15 protein-coding genes are annotated in these 19,144 nt (G+C 70.7%); 7 read left to right on the top strand and 8 right to left on the bottom strand.

Annotated elements, in window-relative coordinates; all coding sequences use genetic code 11:
- Positions 1-582, bottom strand: a 582-nt coding sequence (locus ACFVW6_RS01450) for a hypothetical protein (RefSeq protein WP_387790444.1), incomplete at its 3' end; no start/stop codon positions are given.
- A 64-nt stretch (positions 583-646) separates the two neighbouring features.
- On the opposite strand from ACFVW6_RS01450, the gene ACFVW6_RS01445 reads away from it, so the two are divergent.
- Entirely contained in the window at positions 647-2,005 is a 1,359-nt protein-coding gene (locus ACFVW6_RS01445) for a hypothetical protein (protein ID WP_387790441.1), read from the top strand.
- Here ACFVW6_RS01445 and ACFVW6_RS01440 read toward each other — a convergent pair.
- Positions 1,971-3,140 carry a glycosyltransferase family 4 protein gene (locus ACFVW6_RS01440; RefSeq protein ID WP_357342122.1) on the bottom strand — a complete coding sequence of 390 codons (1,170 nt, stop codon included), beginning with the start codon at positions 3,138-3,140 and terminating at the stop codon, positions 1,971-1,973. The genes ACFVW6_RS01445 and ACFVW6_RS01440 overlap by 35 nt on opposite strands.
- A gap of 155 nt (positions 3,141-3,295) precedes the next feature.
- On the opposite strand from ACFVW6_RS01440, the gene ACFVW6_RS01435 reads away from it, so the two are divergent.
- Positions 3,296-4,168 carry a class I SAM-dependent methyltransferase gene (locus ACFVW6_RS01435; RefSeq protein WP_355274961.1) on the top strand — a complete coding sequence of 291 codons (873 nt, stop codon included), beginning with the start codon at positions 3,296-3,298 and terminating at the stop codon, positions 4,166-4,168.
- Here the strand turns inward: ACFVW6_RS01435 and ACFVW6_RS01430 are convergent.
- The gene (locus ACFVW6_RS01430; RefSeq protein ID WP_355274964.1) at positions 4,096-4,392 is read right to left on the bottom strand and encodes a hypothetical protein; all 297 of its coding nucleotides are present in this window, start codon (positions 4,390-4,392) and stop codon (positions 4,096-4,098) included. The two genes, ACFVW6_RS01435 and ACFVW6_RS01430, sit on opposite strands and share 73 nt — an antisense overlap.
- Before the next feature lie 211 nt (positions 4,393-4,603).
- Here ACFVW6_RS01430 and ACFVW6_RS01425 point away from each other — a divergent pair, with 211 nt between their 5' ends.
- Positions 4,604-6,052, top strand: a complete 1,449-nt coding sequence (locus ACFVW6_RS01425) for an aldehyde dehydrogenase (protein ID WP_378824230.1) — start codon at positions 4,604-4,606, stop codon at positions 6,050-6,052.
- 4 nt (positions 6,053-6,056) lie between these two features.
- On the opposite strand, the gene ACFVW6_RS01420 is transcribed toward ACFVW6_RS01425, so the two are convergent.
- A complete protein-coding gene (locus ACFVW6_RS01420) occupies positions 6,057-6,236 on the bottom strand; it encodes a hypothetical protein (protein ID WP_355274970.1) in 180 nt (59 codons plus the stop codon).
- 291 nt (positions 6,237-6,527) lie between these two features.
- Positions 6,528-7,478: a GlxA family transcriptional regulator gene (locus tag ACFVW6_RS01415; protein WP_378824231.1), complete on the bottom strand. Its 951-nt coding sequence runs from the start codon at positions 7,476-7,478 to the stop codon at positions 6,528-6,530.
- Positions 7,479-7,592: 114 nt separating this feature from the next.
- On the opposite strand from ACFVW6_RS01415, the gene ACFVW6_RS01410 reads away from it, so the two are divergent.
- Positions 7,593-8,348 carry a phosphohydrolase gene (locus ACFVW6_RS01410; protein WP_357342120.1) on the top strand — a complete coding sequence of 252 codons (756 nt, stop codon included), beginning with the start codon at positions 7,593-7,595 and terminating at the stop codon, positions 8,346-8,348.
- A 54-nt stretch (positions 8,349-8,402) separates the two neighbouring features.
- On the opposite strand, the gene ACFVW6_RS01405 is transcribed toward ACFVW6_RS01410, so the two are convergent.
- From ACFVW6_RS01405 to ACFVW6_RS01395, 3 genes are all read right to left on the bottom strand, one after another.
- Positions 8,403-10,235, bottom strand: a complete 1,833-nt coding sequence (locus ACFVW6_RS01405; RefSeq protein ID WP_355274978.1) for a phosphoenolpyruvate carboxykinase (GTP) — start codon at positions 10,233-10,235, stop codon at positions 8,403-8,405.
- A 252-nt stretch (positions 10,236-10,487) separates the two neighbouring features.
- Complete coding sequence (locus ACFVW6_RS01400) at positions 10,488-11,960, bottom strand: hypothetical protein (protein ID WP_378824232.1); 1,473 nt, start codon at positions 11,958-11,960, stop codon at positions 10,488-10,490.
- Complete coding sequence (locus ACFVW6_RS01395) at positions 11,947-13,056, bottom strand: hypothetical protein (protein ID WP_357342117.1); 1,110 nt, start codon at positions 13,054-13,056, stop codon at positions 11,947-11,949. The genes ACFVW6_RS01400 and ACFVW6_RS01395 overlap by 14 nt, the downstream gene beginning before the upstream one ends.
- A 167-nt stretch (positions 13,057-13,223) precedes the next feature.
- Here ACFVW6_RS01395 and trmB point away from each other — a divergent pair, with 167 nt between their 5' ends.
- The 3 genes from trmB to ACFVW6_RS01380 are packed head-to-tail and all read left to right on the top strand — an operon-like array spanning position 13,224 to position 19,045.
- The gene (trmB, locus tag ACFVW6_RS01390) at positions 13,224-14,057 is read left to right on the top strand and encodes a tRNA (guanosine(46)-N7)-methyltransferase TrmB (protein WP_355274985.1); all 834 of its coding nucleotides are present in this window, start codon (positions 13,224-13,226) and stop codon (positions 14,055-14,057) included.
- Complete coding sequence (locus ACFVW6_RS01385) at positions 14,054-14,776, top strand: NYN domain-containing protein (protein ID WP_355274987.1); 723 nt, start codon at positions 14,054-14,056, stop codon at positions 14,774-14,776. The genes trmB and ACFVW6_RS01385 overlap by 4 nt, the downstream gene beginning before the upstream one ends.
- Positions 14,777-19,045, top strand: a complete 4,269-nt coding sequence (locus ACFVW6_RS01380) for an MMPL family transporter (RefSeq protein ID WP_387790434.1) — start codon at positions 14,777-14,779, stop codon at positions 19,043-19,045.
- The last annotated feature ends 99 nt before the right edge of the window (positions 19,046-19,144 follow it).

Below are 19,144 nucleotides of genomic sequence, written 5' to 3'. Positions count from 1 at the left end.
CAGGAGCGCGGCACACGGCACCACGGCCGACCGCACAGCGACCTCCAGCAGGACCGCGACACACCGCACCACGGCCGACGGCACAGCATCCTCCGGCGGGAGAGCAACACACGGCACCACGGCCGACGGCGCAGCGACCTCCGGCAGCAGCGCGACACACCGCACCACGGCCGACGGGGCATCCTCCAGCAGGAGCGCGGCACACGGCACCACGGCCGACCGCACAGCGACCTCCAGCAGGACCGCGACACACCGCACCACGGCCGACGGCACAGCATCCTCCGGTGGGAGAGCGACACACGGCACCACGGCCGACGGCGCAGCGACCTCCGGCAGCAGCGCGACACACCGCCCTACGGCCGACCGCACAACGTCCCCCGACAGGAACGCGGCACACAGCACCACGGCCGACGGCAACACATCCTTCACGAGGAGCGCGGCGATCGGGGCCTGGGCTGCGCTGACGGCGGGTTTCGCGGCGGCCGGGCTGACGCCGACGGGGTCGCTGCTGGCCGCGATCATCGGGCTCGCGCTGGTTGGTCGGCGGGCTTTCCTGCCCGCCACGGTGCTGTGGGTCCTCACGTGCGCGCCCTGGCTGACTGCGACGGCGCTCGGTTCCGGCGCCGAACCGTCGGATCCAGCGGGTGTGTCGGCGTTCGCGGCCAGGGCTGAGCCGTGGCTCGGCACCCTGGGCAGCCTGGCCGGGCTGGGCGGGATCTGGAACAGCGAGGCGGTGCCCGCCACCCGGACGACACCGCTGGCCCTGGTCGGCACCGTGCTGTTGCTCGGCATCGTCGCGCTCGGCGTGCGCACGGTGTGGGCGCTGGGCCGCGACGGCCGGGCACTGCTGATGATCGCCGCACTGGCGATCGTGCTGCCCGCACTCGGTGCGACCGGCCCCGGTCTCGCGGTCGGCGAGTGGCTGGTGGTGCATGTCCCCGGCGCGGGTCTGCTGCGCGACACGCAGAAATACGTCGCGCTGGCGATGCCTGCCTACGCGCTCTGCGCGGCAGCCGCGTGCGGAACCGCCCTCCGATGGGCCCGCCGGACAGCATCGGCACAACCGGGTCCAACGACAGGCCAGGACTTCCAGCACGCCGGTCCGGTGGACTCGTCCCTCGCCGGACCGACGAACTCCGCCGAAGCCGTTCCGACGGAGTCGACCCACGCCGAGCTCACCGGCTCGATCGACGCCGGTCCAGCGGATGCCAGCGGAGCTGCGCCGACAGACTCCACCGACGCCGACCCAGCGGACGCCAGCCAAGCTGCACCAACAGGCCCGGTCGACGCTGGACCGGCGGCCTCGGACAACGCCGATCCGGGGAACACGGACATCGCCGTTCCGACAACAGCCACCGCACGAACCGAACGCGGAACCTCCACGGTGGCCGCCCTTTTCATCGCCCTGCTGATCCTCCCGCTGGCCGATCTGGCCTGGGGTGTCGGCGGCGAGATGCGGCCGGCGCACTACCCGGCGGGGTGGGCGCAGGTCGTCGAGCGCGTGGACGGGCCCGGCGATGTGGCCGTTCTCCCGACCGGCATGTTCCGCCGATTCCCCTACAGCGGAACCGCTCCCGTGCTCGATCCGGCGCCGCGCATCCTGCCGAACGACGTGCTGCAAACCGGTGAGCTGCGGGTCCGGGGCTACGCCGTCAACGGTGAGGGCAACCGGGCGCGCCGGGTCGAAGACGCGCTGCTCAGGGGCGCGAGCCCGGCCGAGATCGCGGCACTCGGGGTCGGCTGGATCGTCGTGGAGCGCACCACTCCCGGCCCGCTCGGCGACTCCGGGAAAACCCTCGCCGCAGCCGAACTGGCTTATCAGGACGCGGATCTGGCCCTGTACCGGGTGGCGGACCACGCTCCCACCGACATCGCCACGCCGGCGCAACGCTGGATTTCCGCGGCGGCGCACCTGCTGTGGGCGACGCTGCTGATCGGCGGACTGCTCACCGCCGCACTGCTTTCGCGCGTCAGTCCCGCGCGGGCGGGGCGACCAAACCGGTGACGAACGCGCCTCGGGCGGCGGCGGACAGCACCTCGTAGACCCCGGAACCGGTCTGCTCCCAGGAGAATTCCCGCGCGCGGGCCCGCGCCTTCTCGCCCATCATGAGCCGGGTCTCCGGATCGGCCAGCAGGTCGGCGGCCGCCTCGGCCAGTGCGGGGGCGTCGTCGACGAGCAGTCCGGTGACGCCGTCGACGATGGAGTCGGTGAGGCCGCGCGAGCTGCGGTAGCCGATGGTCGGCACGCCGTGCTGGGCCGCCTCGATGACGGCCAGGCCCCAGCCTTCCTTGCGCGACGGCATCACATGCACCCACGCGGTCGACAGGATCTCGTGCTTGCGCTGTTCGTCGACGTGGCCGTGGAAGGTGACGGCGTCGGCGATGCCGAGCTCGTCGGCGCAGGCGCGCAGGTTCGGCGCCCACCAGCCGTCGCCGATCACGTCGAGGTGCACGTCGGGGAAGCGCCCGCGCAGGGCGGCGACGGCGGTCAGCGCGTCTTCGATCTGCTTGTGCGGAACCAGGCGCGACAGCACGGCGATGCGCGGATGCGTGGCGCGGGTGCCGTCGGCGCCGGGGACGACCTCGGCGGGCACCGGCTCGGCGCCGTTGCGCACGACGGCGATGCGCTCGCGGTCGACGCCGAGCACCGCCAGCTCCTCGGCCGAGGGCAGCGAGACGGTCAGGTACTGGTTGTCGCGGTGCACGCGCGGCGAGAGCCGCGACTCGATCCACCAGCCGATCCGCCCGACCAGCTTGCCCGCGACCGGCCACTGCTCCCGGTGGCCGTGGTGCACCAGCACCACCGAGGGCACACCGGTGGCGGCGGCGAAGAAGGGGATGCCGTTCTGGGTGTCGATCACGACGTCGGGGCGCACTCCGCGCAGCGGTCCGATCCCCAGTCGACCTGCGACGATGGCGGCCAGCGCCCGGGGATAGACGGTGAAGCGACCGCCCGCGCGGCTGATGTCGATGCCGTCGATCCGCTCGCGGCGCGCCGCGCCCGGGTAACCGGCCGTCCGCAGGGTGACCTTGATACCGCGGGCGGCCAGCTGGGCGCCGACCTGCTCCAGGTACCGCTCGCTGCCGCCGCCCTGCGGGTGCCCCGTGTCACGCCAGCACAGCAGGAGGACTTCACGCACGGTCGGGGCTCGCAATCGGTTCGGTCGAGGACAAAGGTCGGCACCCACCCTAGCGGGTGTGGTCTGCGCGACACATCTGTATCGGCACGTCCGTCCAGCTGTGTCCCGCCGGACCACGCGATCGGCCCCGGTGACGCTGCCCATAAACTCTGGCCGTGCCGACCGCATCCCTGCCGAGAACCGAGCAGCCCGTCCAGCGCCGCGACCAGTCCAGGTTCGCGCGCCGCGCGACGCTGCGCCGCTCCCTGCGGCTGCTCACCAGCTTCCGGTTCGAGCAGTCCGACCCGGCCAGGTTCTACGGCGGCATCGCCACCGACAGCGCCGACCTGATCGGCGACTTCTACGCCGACATCACCGGCCGCGACCTCACCGGCACCGTCGTCCTCGACGTGGGCGGCGGCCCCGGGTACTTCGCCGACGAGTTCACCGCGGCGGGGGCGCGCTACGTGTCGGTCGAGCCCGATCCGTCCGAGATGCACGCCGCCGGCCTGCGGGTCTCCGGGTCGGTCCGCGGATCGGGCATGGCACTGCCGTTCCGTGACGACGCCTTCGACGTCTGCTTCTCCTCGAACGTGGCCGAGCACGTGCCGCACCCGTGGGTGATGGCGGAGGAGATGGTGCGCGTGACCAAGCCCGGTGGCCTCATCGTGTACTCCTACACGGTGTGGCACGGGCCCTTCGGTGGTCACGAGACCGGCCTCTGGCACTACCTCGGTGGCGAGTACGCGGCCCGCCGGTACCGCCGTAAGCACGGCAGGGAACCGAAGAACAGGTTCGGCAGGTCACTGTTCGCGGTGACCGCCGCCGACGGTTTGCGCTGGGCGGCAACGACTTCAGCCGACGTCCGGACGGTCTTCCCCCGGTACCACCCGCGCTGGGCGTGGTGGCTGGTTCGAGTTCCGGTGATCCGCGAGCTACTGGTGAGCAACCTGGTGGTCGTGGCCACCAAGGGCGATCAGGCCAGCCAGCTCAATCGACGCGACCGGCGGACCGGCTCGGGTAGCGCGGCCACCCACGGCGACTCCTGAATCGCCAGGCCCACCGTCTCCAACGTGGTCAGGCCGACCTGATCAGCCAGCGCCCCGACCATCGCGACCGCCTCAGCGGCCTGAATGGCGGCAGTTGCCTGCTCGATCGTGAGCGTCCGGCCGGGCAGGAATGACACAACCCATCCCCCGCTGCCTACACTCTTCGCTTGATGGTCGGTCTGGTCGCTGGTCATCAACGATCGGCCGATCACTTGCACAGCCATGAGTCGGTCTCCCCAATTCGCTGTAAAGGTCTGATGAATCGAGCGAGCTGATCAGTAGCTAAAGCATCCCCTTTTCAACAACAGAACGCAATAGTGCGTTTACCCGAAAAGCGAACCGACAGGTTGGAATTCGCCCTGTTCACAGTCGTTGCGGCACAGCGAATTAGAACGTGTTGCAGACAACCCGGCCACAAAACTGTAACGTGTTCTTATGCACTACGACAGTCTGTTCATCGGCGGGAAGTGGACCACCCCTGCCGGTAGTGACCGCATTTCCGTGGTCTCACCCGCAACGGAGGAGACCGTCGGCAGCGTGCCCGCGGTGACGAAGGCCGATGTGGACGCCGCGGTCGCCGCGGCCCGCGACGCCTTCGACAGCGGACCGTGGCCATCCACACCGCCACTGGAACGAGCAGAGGTGCTCACCAAGGCGGCCCGACTGATCGAGCAGCGTTCGCCCGAGTTGCTCGCCGCGCTCACCGCGGAGATGGGCGCGCCTTCGTTAGCCGCCTTGACGCTCAACCAGCTTCCGGCCGTCGCCGCGCTGGACGCCTGGGCGGCGCTGGCGAAGACGTTCCAGTGGAACGACACTCGCACCGGCCTGTTCGGAACCTCGCGCGTCTCACGGGAACCCCGCGGCGTCGTCGCGGCGATCACCGCCTGGAACGTCCCGCTGTTCCTGGCCGCCAACAAGCTCGGCCCCGCCCTGCTGGCCGGCTGCACCGTGGTGCTCAAGCCCTCGCCGCTCACCCCGCTGACGGCCAACATCCTCGCCGACATCTTCACCGAGGCCGGCCTGCCGGACGGCGTGCTCTCGGTCCTGCCCGCCGACGCCGCGGAGAGCGAGTACCTCGCGAGCCACCCCGGCGTCGACAAGGTGACCTTCACCGGCAGCACCGCGGTCGGCCGCAAGCTGGCCGCGATCGCGGGCGAGCAGCTCAAGACGGTCTCGCTGGAGCTCGGCGGCAAGTCGGCCGCCATCGTGCTCGAGGACGTCGACCTCGCCGCCAGCATTCCCGTGCTCGCGTTCTCCGGGTTGATGAACAGCGGACAGGGCTGCGTCGCCCAGACCCGCATCCTCGCCCCGCGCAGCCGCTACGACGAGATCGTCGACGCGCTGGTCGCGCACGTCAAGACCATGCAGGCAGGCGACCCGACCGACCCGGCCACCCAGCTCGGCCCGCTGATCAGCGAGAAGCAGCGCGAGCGGGTGGAGGGCTACATCGCCAAGGGCAAGGAAGAGGGCGCGCGCCTGGTCCTCGGCGGCGGCAGGCCGGCCGGCGTCGAACGCGGCTGGTTCGTCGAGCCGACGATCTTCGCCGACGTCGACAACGCGAGCACCATCGCCCAGGAGGAGATCTTCGGCCCGGTGCTCTCGGTGATCCCGTACGAGACCGAGGAGGAGGCGATCGCCATCGCGAACGACTCCGACTACGGCCTCGCCGGTTCGGTGTGGACCACCGACATCGACCACGGCCTCGAGATCGCGGCGAAGGTGCGCACCGGCACCTATGCCATCAACTGGTACGCCTTCGACCCCACCGCGCCCTTCGGTGGGTACAAGAACTCGGGCATCGGCCGCGAGAACGGCCCGGAGGGCCTGGACGCGTTCTGCGAGCAGAAGTCCGTGCTGATGCCGATGGGCTGGACGGCGGAGTAGTCGTTCAGTTCTCCGGCATCTGCACCCGCAGTACCGGCTGTCCGGCCACTTGACCGCGGGGTGGCAGGTCGACCACGTCGACCCGCCACCCCGGCGGCAGTGCGCTCTGCAAACGTCCCGCCACGCGTTGCAGCGGGGTACTCGAGTAGGTGTCGGACCCGTATCCGGTCACCACATCGGTCATGCGTCAACCACCTCTCAGCGTCGATCTCATCGGGACCGCATCGGCGGTGCTGGAGTCTCGAAAGGGAGTTAGCTCGGATGGTGCGACGTGCGGAGGAGCCTGACCAGGAATATAAGTCACGACTCCCACCCAACGGCAGCGACCCTCTGACATCGACAGATGTACCCAGAATCGAGTCGGGGAAATCGTCCACGCCGGAATCTGTCCGGAAACTCATAGTTCGCTTGTCCAGTTGATCACCGCCCGCCGCCCCGAAAACCGCGGCGGAATCGGGATTCCGACGGAACCGTGTCAGTGCCGCAGCGAGCGCCGATACGCCGAGGGCGTGAGTCCGGTGGCGACGCGCAGATGATCACGCAACGCCGTCACACTGCCGAACCCGGCGCGCTGCGCGACCGCCTCCACCGGAAGGTCGGTGCGCTCGAGTAGTTCCCGCGCGCGACCGAGCCGTTGCGCGTCGAGCCAGGCGCCCGGGGTGGCCCCGACCTCCGCCTTGAAGCGGCGGATGAACGTGCGCTCACTCATCAGCGCGTGCGCGGCCATGGCCGAGACATCGCGGGCGACTTCGGGATTCGCGGCCGCCCAGGTCAGCGTGGCGGCCAGGCCACCGTGCGGATCGGGGCCGCCCAGCGGCCGCGGGATGTACTGCGCCTGGCCGCCCTCGCGATGCGGCGGCACCACATTCCAGCGGGCGAGGTCGGCGGCCGCGGCCGCGCCGAGTTCCCGGCGCACCAGGTGCAGGCACAGATCCAGGCCGGCCGACAGGCCCGCCGAGGTGAGGATGTCGCCGTCGTCGATGTAGAGGGCCGTCGGGTCGAGTTTCACCGCCGGATAGAGCTCGGCGAACTGGTCGCAGTAGCCCCAGTGGGTGGTGGCCGGGCGGTCGTCGAGCAGCCCGGCCTGGGCGAGCACGAAGGCGCCGATGCAGATGCTGGCGATCGTCGTGCCGCGATCGGCCGCCGCGCGCAGGGCGTCGAGCACGGGTTCCGGCGTCGGCAGCGTCGGCAGGCCGATACCGGGGACGACGATCAGATCGGCCTCGGCCAGGAGTTCCAGGCCGTGTTCCACCCGCAGGTCGAAGCCGTTCGGCGTCCACACCGGACCGGGCCTGACCCCGCAGGTGCGCATCGCGAAGCCCACCGGTTCGCCGGTGACGCCGGGCCCGTGCCGGAACGTCTGCACCGCGCAGGCCAGGTCGAACGTCATCACCCCGTCCAGTACCAGCGCGGCGACCTCGATCATGGCTCCAGTTTGGCACGTATCCACGCATTGCTGGCATTTCCGCCACTTCACCGGCCGGGTCCGCTCCGCGACACTCGACGGACATCGCGAAACACGCGTCGGAGGAGACCGAACATGCTCACCGTGACACCCGCCCTCGACTGGGAGTGGGCCACCAGCACCGGCGGGAATCTGACCGCCGCCCAGCGCCGGGCGCTCACCGTGCGCCTGCTGCGCACCGTGCCCGCGATGGTGCCGGGCCGCGTGCGGCAGGCACTCGGCAGGCGCGGCTCGGGGCGGCTGGCGCTGGCCGAACTGCGGCTGCCGGACACCGCGCTCGCTCGCGCCGCCGAAGCCGAAGCGCGCGAACGGCTTTCGGACACGATGCTGGCGCACTCGTACCGCACCTACTTCTTCGCCCGCGCCCTCGCCGAGCTCGACGGCGTCGACCACGACGACGAGATCGGCTACGTGGCCAGCCTGCTGCACGACCTGGAACTCGAACAGCCGACGCCGGGCCGGTGTTTCGCCGTGGTCGGCGGCGAGACGGCGAACGCGTTCGCGGTCCGGCACGGCGCGCCCGCCGAGCGCGCGGCGGCGATCGGCGCCGCGATCGCCGCCCACCTCAATCCGGACGCGGCCGAGAACCTGGCCGATCCCGGCGGTTTCGTCTCCGCGGGCGCCTCGGTCGACGTCCTGGGGCGACGGCTGGCCGATCTCGACGCGGGCTTCGTCGACGACCTGCTCGTCCGGCACCCGCGCCAGGACTTCAAGCGGCACCTCGTCGCCTGCTTCACCGCCGAGGCCGCCGCCGTCCCCGACGGACGCATCCACTGGCTCACCGGCGCGGGCTTCCTGCCGATGATCAAGCTGGCGCCCTTCGCCGAATAGACGAAACCGCCCGTACCGCAGTGCGGTACGGGCGGTTCGCTGTCGCGGGGCGGATCAGCCCAGGCGCTCCTTGAGGGCCTCGAACTCGTCACGCACGCCCGAGGGCAGCTTGTCGCCGACGAACTGGAACCACTCCTCGATCGACGGGATCTCGTTGCGCCACTCCTCGACGTTCACCGCGAGCGCCTCGTCGACGTCGCCGACGACCACGTCGAGGCCTTCCAGGTCGAGGTCGGAAGCCGACGGGACATTGCCCACCGCGGTCGCCTCGGCGCCCGAACGGCCCTCGATGCGGCCGACGATCCACTCCAGCACGCGGGAGTTCTCACCGAATCCGGGCCACAGGAAGCGGCCGTCGCCACCACGGCGGAACCAGTTGACGTAGAAGATCTTCGGCAGCTTGTTCGCGTCGGCGTTCTTGCCGAGGTTGATCCAGTGGTTGAGGTAGTCGCCCACGTGGTAGCCGAGGAACGGCAGCATCGCCATCGGGTCGCGGCGGACGGTGCCGACCTTGCCCTCGGCGGCGGCGGTCTGCTCCGAGCCCATGGTGGCGCCCATGAACACGCCGTGCTCCCAGCCGAACGACTCGGTCACCAGCGGGACGGTGGTCTTGCGGCGACCGCCGAACAGGATCGCCGAGATCGGCACGCCCTGCGGGTCGTCCCACTCGGGGGCCAGGATCGGGCACTGCGACATCGGGGTGCAGTAGCGCGAGTTCGGGTGCGCGGCCAGGGTCTCCGACTCGCGGAGGTTCCAGTCGTTGCCCTTCCAGTCGATCAGGTGATCGGGCTCGCCCTCGAGGCCCTCCCACCACACATCGTTGTCGTCGGTCAGGGCGACGTTGGTGTAGACGGTGTTGCCCGCCTCGATGGTGGCCATCGCGTTGGGGTTGGAGCTGCGGTTGGTGCCCGGCGCGACGCCGAAGAAGCCGAACTCCGGGTTCACGGCGTAGAGCCGGCCGTCCTCGCCGAAGCGCATCCAGGCGATGTCGTCGCCCAGGGTCTCCGCGCGCCAGCCCGGGATGGTCGGCTGGATCATCGCGAGGTTGGTCTTGCCACAGGCGCTCGGGAACGCGGCGGCGACGTAGTAGTTCTTGTTCTCCGGCGAGATCAGCTTGAGGATCAGCATGTGCTCGGCCAGCCAGCCCTCGTCGTGGGCCATCGCCGAGGCGATACGCAGCGAGTAGCACTTCTTGCCGAGCAGGGCGTTGCCGCCGTAGCCGGAACCGAAGGACCAGATCTCACGGTCCTCGGGGAAGTGGGTGATGTACTTGGTGTCGCTGCACGGCCACGGCACGTCGGCCTCGCCCTCGGCGAGCGGGGCACCCACCGAGTGCAGCGCCTTCACGAACGGCTTGTCGGCGCCCAGCTTGTCCAGCGCGGCCTGACCCATGCGGGTCATCACGCGCATCGACACGACGACGTACTCCGAGTCGGTGATCTCCACGCCCAGCTTGGGGTCCTCGGCACCGAGCGGGCCCATGCAGAACGGCACCACGTACATGGTGCGGCCCTTCATCGAGCCGCGGTACAGCTCGGTCATGGTGGCGCGCATCTCGGCGGGGTCGACCCAGTTGTTGGTCGGACCGGCGTCGGCCTCGGTCTTGGAGCAGATGTAGGTGCGCGACTCGACGCGGGCGACGTCGGACGGGTCCGACAGCGCCAGGAACGAGTTCGGCTTCTTCTTCTCGTCGAGCTTCTTGAAGGTGCCCGCCTCGACCAGCTGGGTGGTCAGGCGATCCCATTCCGCGTCGGAGCCGTCGGCCCAGACCACGCGATCCGGCTGAGTGAGCTCTGCGACTTCCTGTACCCAGGCGAGCAGTTCACTGTGCTCGGTCGGCGCCGTGCCGTCGGATCCACGAAGACCAGGAATGGTCGCTGAGGTCATGAAAACTCTCCTGAGATGGGCGGTTCTTCGATGCGAAGTCCATCGATCGCCACCGGGCGGGAAGGCGTCCGCAGCGAACCAACCACCGCACAACCCCAAATGGACGGCGTACAGCGACGTCCATGGACGGAGGCCGCGCATCGACTGGCACGGAGCGGACGCCCAGGTTCCTGGTTAAAGGTTAACGCGATATGACGATCGATATTGAATCGGGTTGGGAATCCGGTTCACTGTTAACTACCCACAGGTCGATCACCCAATCACGGCCTCGGCGCGATCCAGCGCGGCGAGGTCTCGCTCGCACGCCGCCAGCTGCGCCGGGCGCTCGGCGACGAGGCGTCGCGCGAGGGTGTCCAGCTCGCCGACCCGGCGGTCGACCGCGACCGCGCGCGCCGTCGATTCCCGGATGACGTGCTCGGCCAATTCTGCCTCGACATCCACCAGAACCGCGGCGACACGCTGCTCGAGCTGGGCTTTCACATTCACCAGCGCCTCGGCCACCCACTGCGAGAGGTGATTGCGCTCGGCGAGCTGACCTCGCGCGCGCACCACCCAGTAGGCCGCGCCGGCGCCGAGCAGCAGCGTCACCGGGACGCTCGCGGCGTCCAGCGCGGGCACCAGCGACAGCGGCGCGACGACCAGTCGACCGAGGCCGACGCCAGCCGACGCGCCGAGGGCGATCATGAGGTGATCTTCGACACCACGGTGTCTCGGCTCGGGATCGGGGCCGACCTGCGGGGCCGGATCGTGCCTGCGTGCCGCGGGCGGGGCGGTGCCGACCCGGCGGGCGGTCTCGATCACCCTGGCGTCGATCGCGGTGTCGACCGCCACCGACAGCTCGGCCACGGCCTGCCGCAACCGCTGCGGGTAGGCGCGCAGCTCGGCGCGGTCGCAGCGGTCGAGCTCGGTGCGCGAGCGGGTGTGCAGGGCGCGCACCAGCGCGCCGACCTCGGTGGTCAGGTCGACGCGGGCCAGCTGGACCTGGCTGCGCACCGCGGACAGCCCGGTCTGGCGACCGCCGTCCCGCTCGGCCAGCAGCGCCACCCGTTCCTCGCGCAGCCGGGTCGACTCGGCGCCCGCCCGCAGCGCGGTGACCTGCTCGGTGATCCTGGCCCTGGTGTCGGCGAACACCCTGGTCAGCACGACCGAGCGGCGCACGGTGCCGTCGGTGGGCCGGTGCGCGGTCGCCGCGGCAAGGGCGGCGTGCAGCGCGGCCAGGCCGGAGCGGTCGAGCAGGGCGGAGTCGTCGGCGGCGCGGGCCGCGGCGGACAGCCGGGCCGAGACCGGCAGCACGGGCAGGTCGGTGATGCCGCGCGCCGCCAGCAGGGCGAGGCTGCGTTCGCGGATCGCCTGCCAGTCCTGATAGGCGTGGAAGCCGTTCATGGCGAGCACTATCCGCTCGCCCGCGGCGCGCAGGCGGTCGATCACGGCGAGCATGTCGGCGCCGAGCACGCTGCCCGCGTCGAAGACGATCAGGGCGGCGACGGGATCGGCCGACGCGGTGACGGCGGCCGGGTCGGTCAGGTCGACGCGCGGTTCGAAACGGGCCAGTTCGGTCCGCAGCAGAGTGGTGTTGGCGTCGTCGACCGCGTAGAAGGCGACGGTCGATCCGGCGCCCGCCTGCGCCATCGCCCGCAGCAGGGCGGCGCCCTGCGGATTCCAGCGCTCGACGACGGCCGCGAGCTCGTCGGACAGCGGCTCGTCCGGTTGCTCAGAGCCCGGCACTCGTCATCCGTTCCCAGGCGCGCACATAGCCGTTGTGTACGCGCAGGGCGGCGCGGCGGGCGGCGGGCGGCATGTCGCTGGAGACCACGGCCCGCCAGCGGGTGGCGCGGGCGAGCGCCTCGTCGGCGTCGGCGGGCGCGGGCGAGGGGTAGCCGGCGGCCAGGTGGGCGACCTGCGGGCAGGCCAGTCCCGCGCACAGGCCGGCCCACAGCGCGTCGTCGCCGACGAGGTACTGCTCGATCAGTTCGCGGGCGCGGCCGCCGTCGGCGGGCACGGCGCGCGCGGCGAGCCGGACCAGTTCGTCGAGCAGTTCGCCGCCGCGCACGGCCTCCACCTGCTCGTAGCGGCGATGCACGAGCCGGTGCAGCGGGTCGACGCCACCGGCCGAGTGCAGGATCTGGATCAGCGCGGCCGAGGTCAGGTCGGGGTCGGCGCGCAGCGCGGTGAGCGCGCAGTCGACGCCGTAGAGGTCCCAGTTGGCGATCAGCCGCCTGCGCGCGTCCTGGTCGGAGCCGGTGCCGATGAACAGGTCGGCCGACAGCACCGACGGCACATCGGGGCCGACCGCGAGCCTGCGCAGGTCGGACAGGTCGGCGGCGTCCACCGCGCCAGCCCTGGTCCGCGCGGCCAGCGAGGCGACGACGGGCACGATCGGCAGCCCCAGCTCGCGGGCCGACCGCTCGGCGGCCGCCACCGCGTCACCCCAGCGCGCCCCGACCGCGTCGGCCTTGTTCAGCACCACGACCCCGCGACCCGGCGGCACCGTGGCGAGCACGCGGTGATCGGCGGCCTGCGGCGCACCGGCGAGGACATAGATGACGAGGTCGCCGTCGAGCACCGGGTCCGGCTGATCGGGCTGATCGACCGGCGCGGTCTCCTCCGCCGACAGCAGCGCCAGCGCCCGCAGCACGGTGGTCCGCCCGCTCAGCGCCCGCCCCGCGACCTGGATGTGCAGCGGTCGGCGGCGCCGGGCGACCGCCGCGGCCAGCCGCTCCGCGATCGCCGGATCGGTCCCCCGCCCGGCACCGATGGCCCCGATCAGCTGATCGAGCTGGTCGGATGCCCGTGACTGTGCGGATTCGGTGGCTGTCGACATTCTGCACACCCCCTTTTCGGAGGGCATTGTGTCAGATCCGGGTGCCGGTGGCCGTCGCGAACCATCTCCCCGACCTGGGGCAACACCGCCGCTACACCGTGCGGATCGCCGGTGCGCGGTCCGGACCAGCGCACGCGCCTGCGACGTAGCTCGGCGCATGCTGGACAATGGACGGCGTGAACGACGCCGCCAACCACCCTGTCGAGTCGGCGCCGGGGCAGCCGTCCACCGGCTCGACCCATCCCAAGCTGTCCGAGATACCGCACGAGGCGGGCCGCCGCTCGACCACGGGCTCCCGGCTCTACCCCCGCGTCACGAGCTTCCGCTCGCGGCGCGGCGCGCTGACGCCGAATCAGCAGGTCTCCTGGGAGCGCACCTGGCCGGTGATCGGCCGCGACGTCGCCAACGAGCCGCTCGACGCCGACACCTGGTTCGGCCGCAGCGCGCCGCTGGTCATCGAGATCGGCTGTGGGACCGGCACCGCGACGGCCGCGATGGCCCAGGCCGAGCCGCACCTGAACCTGATCGGCATCGAGGTGTACCAGCCGGGTCTGGCCCAGCTGGTCTGCCAGATCGAGCGCGAGGAGATCGGTAACATCCGGCTGCTGCGCGGCGACGCCGTGGACGTGCTGGAGAACATGGTTGCCCCGGAGTCGCTGACCGGCGTCCGGGTGTTCTTCCCCGACCCGTGGCCCAAGGCACGCCACCACAAGCGCAGGCTGCTGCAGGCGCCGACCTTCGCGCTGATAGCCAGCAGGCTGAAGCCGGGCGGCGTGCTGCACGTCGCCACCGACCATGCCGATTACGCCGAGCACATCCTGGAAGTAGGCTCGGCGGAACCGCTGCTCACCGGCCTGAACGACACCACCGGCGGCGACAGCGCCGCCAACCGCGTCACCGCGCCGATCGGTTTCGAACGGCCCGTCACCAAGTTCGAGGGCAAAGGCCTGCGTGCCGGTAGCGCCATCAACGAGTTCATATGGGGGAAGATCGACAGATGAGCGTGAGTGAGATCGCCACCGAGATGCCGGAAATCGCCCAGGGAGCAGCCGGCAGCGAGGCGTTGAGCAGTTCCGGCTCCGATGTCCGACGCGTCCTGCTCGTCTGGGACGCGCCGAACCTCGACATGGGACTCGGCGCCATCCTCGGTGGTCGTCCCACCGCCGCCTATCGCCCCCGTTTCGACGCGCTCGGCCGCTGGCTGCTCGCGCGCACGGCCGAACTGTCGGTCGGCGCGAAGGGCCGCGTCGAACCCGAGGCGACCGTCTTCACCAATATCGCCCCCGGCACCGCCGATGTGGTCCGGCCGTGGGTCGAGGCGTTACGCAACGTCGGTTTCGCGGTCTTCGCCAAGCCCAAGATCGACGAGGACTCCGACGTCGACGCCGACATGCTGGCGCATATCGCGATGCGCGAGCGCGACGGCGGTCTGGCGGGCATCATGGTGGCCTCGGCCGACGGTCAGGCCTTCCGCGAACCACTGGAAGCCATCGCCGCCAAGGGAATCCCCGCTCAGGTTCTCGGTTTCCGTGAGCACGCGAGTTGGGCGGTGACTTCCGATACTCTCGAGTTCGTCGACCTCGAGGACATCCCGGGAGTATTCCGGGAGCCGCTACCGCGGGTGAGCCTCGATTCGCTGCCCGACGAGGGTGCCTGGCTGCAGCCGTTCCGGCCGCTGTCGGCACTACTCACGTCTCGCCCTGGTCAAGGAGTCGCTTAAGTGTTCACCCGCTGGGGCGATCTGGTCTATCGGTTCCGCTTCGCCGTCATCGTGGTCGTCGGTGGGGCGATGTTGGCGCTGGGTGCCTACGGCATGGGCCTCGGCCCTCGGCTGTCGCAGAGCGGCTGGTTCGATCCGGGCTCGGAGTCGGTGCAGGGCGCGCAGATCGCCGACGGCTCGTTCGGGCGCGACCACAACGCCGACGTGATCGTCATGTACAACGCCCCAGAGGGCAAAACGATCGATGACCCCGAGTTCGCGCAGAAGGTCGTCGGCAGTCTGACCACGATCCTCGCCGAACATCCGGATCAGGTCAGCAAGATCAACGGCACCTACTGGAAGGTGGGCGACGCGCCCGCCGTGCCGTCGGCATTCGGGTCCAAGGACAAAAAGCACGGCTTCGCCGCCATCGCCCTCGTCGGCGACAACGACACGGTCATCATGGCCAATTACCGTGCCGTGCAAGATGTCTTCGCCATTCCCGGCGTCGATGTCGAAGTCTCGGGCCTGCAGCCCATCGCGGTCACCCTGACCGACACCATGGATCACGACGTCAAGCGGATGGAAGTGCTGGCCCTCCCCGCGGTGGCCATCCTGCTGTTCTTCATCTTCGGCGGCATCGTCGCTGCCGCGTTGCCGCTGATCATCGGCGGGTTGACGGTTCTCGGCGCCACCGGCGTCGTCATGGCGTTGACCAACTTCGTCGAAGTCAACTTCTTCGTCACCGCTGTCGTCTCGATGATCGGTCTCGGCCTCGCGATCGACTACGGCCTGTTCATCGTCAGCCGCTTCCGCGAAGAACTAGCAGAGGGCTACACCACGCCTGCCGCCGTCCGGCGATCGGTGATGACCGCTGGACGAACAGTGGTGTTCTCCGCGACGATGATCGTCGCCAGCGTCGGCGGCATCCTGATCTTCCCGCAGGGATTCCTGCGCTCGGTCGCCTACGGCACCATCGCCGCCGTCTCGCTGGCGGCGCTGACCGCGGTCACGATCCTGCCCGCGATGCTGGGCATCCTCGGCCCGCGCGTCGACATGCTCGGCCTCAAGTGGTTCCGCAAGACCAGGACCGCCGAGGAAGTCGAGAACGGTTTCTGGGGCAACCTCACCCGCTGGGTGATGCGGCACCCGCTCAAGATCGCGATCCCCGTGACGGTCGGCCTGTTGTTGCTGATCATCCCGGTCAAGAATCTGGCGTTCGGCGGGATCAATGAGAAGTACCTGCCGCCGGACAATGAGACCAGGGCCGCGCTCGAGCACTTCTACGAAGTCTTCCCGCAGAAGAAGACCGACCCCATCCAGCTGGTCTTCGTCTCCGACAACACGGTGGCGATCGGCAAGGTCTGGAAAGAAGCCAACCAGGCACCCGGGCTGGTCGGCCCGTTCGAAGTACCGACCAAGTCGCCGACCAATCCCGAGGTGTTCCGTACCTCGGCGACCCTGGTCGATCCCACCGGCGGTGCCGAACCGACGATCGACTACCTGCGCTCGATCGAGGTTCCCGACGGCGTCACCATGTACGTCACCGGTCAGCCAACGCTCATGGCCGACAGTATCGACACGCTGCTCGAACTGATGCCGTGGATGATCCTGATCGTCCTGTTCACCACCTTCGTGCTGATGTTCTTGACGTTCGGTTCGCTGGTGCTGCCGATCAAGGCCGCGCTGATGAGCGCGCTCGGACTCGGCTCGACCCTGGGCATCCTCACCTGGATTTTCGTCGACGGCAACGGTTCCGGGATCCTCAACTTCACGCCACAGCCGATCAGCGCCCCGGTGCTGATGTTGATCATCGCGATCATCTACGGCCTGTCGACCGACTACGAGGTCTTCCTGCTCTCCCGCATGGTGGAGGCACGCGCGCAAGGCGCGTCGACCACCGAGGCCGTGCGGATCGGTACCGCCCAGACCGGCCGCATCATCACCGCCGCCGCGCTGATCCTGCTGGTGGTGACCGGCGCGTTCGCGTTCTCCGACATGGTGATGATGCAGTACATCGCCTACGGCATGATCGCGGCGCTGTTCATCGACGCGACCGTGCTGCGCATGCTGCTGGTGCCCGCGATCATGAAGCTGCTCGGCGACGACTGCTGGTGGGCGCCGAAGTGGATGAAGCGGATCCAGGAGAAGATCGGGCTCGGCGAGCCCATTCTCGACGACGAGCGGCCGCAGAAGGGCGCCGTGGTCGACCTGGTGAAGACCACGCCGATCACCGACCCGCCGACCATGCAGATGACGGTGGTCCCCGACAGCAAGCTGGCCAAGACCCCGCGCCGCCCGCGCACGGTCGCCGAGATCGAGGCCGAGGCGCCGACCGCGCACCTGGACAAGATCACCGAGCACACGGACCCCGCCGAGCCGGCGCGTCCGCGGCCGCCGATGTCGCCCGATCCGACGCGTCCGCGCGCGCCGATGCTGTCGGGCGAGCCGACCCGGGTGCTCCCGGTCGTCAAGCCGGGCGCCGAACCGCCAAAGCCCGAACCGGATTCGGCCGCGAAGGCGCCGGAGGCCACGCCGCCGTCGATGTTCACCACCGGTGAGCCGACGCAGATCCTGCCGGTCGTCAAGCCCGGCGCCGAACCGCCGAAGCCCGAGCCGGGCCCCGATCGTCCGGGCCGGGACGCGCCGCGCGGCGATGTGGGTTTCCGTGCGCCGGAGGCGAATTCCGCCGCGCCCGCGACGCCCGGCGATTCCGGGGTGATCGGTGGCGAGAGCTCCGGACCCGCGATCGATGGCGTCATCGGTGGACACGATCTGTCTGCCTTCGCTCCTGCCCCGGCACCCGCTCGTGGTCGGGGTACCGTCCCCGGCCCGGCTCCCGCTTCCGGCCCGACTCCGGCCCATGGCTCGGCTCCGGCCGCTGGCTCGGCTCCGGCCCATGGCTCAGGTCCGGCCGCTGGCTCGACTCCGGCCCATGGCTCAGGCCCGGGCGCTGGCTCGGCTCCGGCTCCCGGCTCGGCACCGGCCCATGGCTCTGGTCCGGCCGCTGGCTCGGCTCCGGCACCTGGCTCGGCTCCGGCCCCCGGCTCGGCTCCGGCTCCTGGCTCGGCGCCTGCGCGTGGTCAGGGTGGCGCTCCCGGTCCGGCCGCCGCCCGTGGTCACGGTGCCGTCCCTGGTCCGGCTCCCGTTTCCGGCCCGACTCCGACCCACGGCTCGACTCCTGGCCCGGCCGCTGGCTCGACTTCCACCGCCCCGGGCGCGGCGCCGAGCCGCGATACCCCGCCGCCGCGCGGATCGGCGCGGGTGCAGCCGCCGAGCGGCTACAGCCCGTCCGCACCCCGGGTGTCGACGCCGGGTGAGGCACCCGGATTCGGCGCGCCCGCAGAGGATTCCGACGCGCGGCCGAGCATCGTGCCGCCCGCCCGGCCGAGCATCGTCACCCCGCAGCCGCGTGGTGTGGTGCCGCCGCCGGCGCCGAGCATCGTGAACACGCCGCCGCCCGGTGTCGTGCCGCCGCCTGCGCCGAGCATCGTCACTCCGCCGCCGAGCATCGTGTCGCCGACGCCGCGGCCGGTCGATCCGCCCGCGGGTGGGACGTTCAGCGGATTCACCCCGCTGACCGGCTTCGAGCCGACGCCCCGCGAGGAGGCGCCGGAACCGGAGCCGCGCAGCACGGCGTCGGCGAGCGACGATCTGTCGGTGACGCCGGGTGCGCATCGCGCCGAGTCGCCCGCGAACGACGTCGCGCGGCCCGAGCAGGACGACGAGCCGCGTGGTGTCTTCGGCACCTCGGTTCCCGTCGAACCGCAGCAGCCGACCTCGCCGTGGAACGGCAGCCCGGCCGCGCCGAGCGGATTCACCGCCCCCGACTCGGACAGCGGACCCCGGTTCGCCCCGGTCACGCCGTCGCCGGAGCAGGACTCGGCGCGACCGGAGGTGCGCCCGCAGGTGGCCCCGCCCGGTTTCACCGCCGTCCCGTCCGGCGAGGTGCCCCCCGCGACCGAGCCGATGCCGCAGACCGCCGAACCGCCGTCGAACCCGAGCCGGTGGCAGGCCCCGGACGGCTTCACCGCCGTGCCGGCGCCGACGGCCGCCGCGCCCGAGGCGCCTGCCACGCCGGAGCCCGCCGCGGACGACAGTGCCACCAGCGCACCGGATCTCGACGAACCGCAGGCGGACAGCCGCAACGAGATCGAGAACTGGATGGCCCAGCTGCGTTCCTCCCGGCGCGGCACCGCCGCCGCCGAGGAGGGTCGGCACAGCGGCAACGAAGGGCGCACGGTCAGCGTGAACGAGCTGCTGCGCCGTCGCGAGGACGACTCCAACTGAACCGAACCGCGCTCGAACGCAAGGAAACCCACGGCGACCTTTCGCCGTGGGTTTCCTCGTTCGACGCTCAGCCGAGCGGTCGAACCTGCCGCCGGGGAA

Source organism: Nocardia sp. NPDC058244, assembly GCF_042882065.1.
Taxonomy (GTDB): domain Bacteria; phylum Actinomycetota; class Actinomycetes; order Mycobacteriales; family Mycobacteriaceae; genus Nocardia.
The sequence above is the reverse complement of the archived record's forward strand: the minus strand, read 5'-3'. Positions and strand labels throughout refer to the sequence as shown.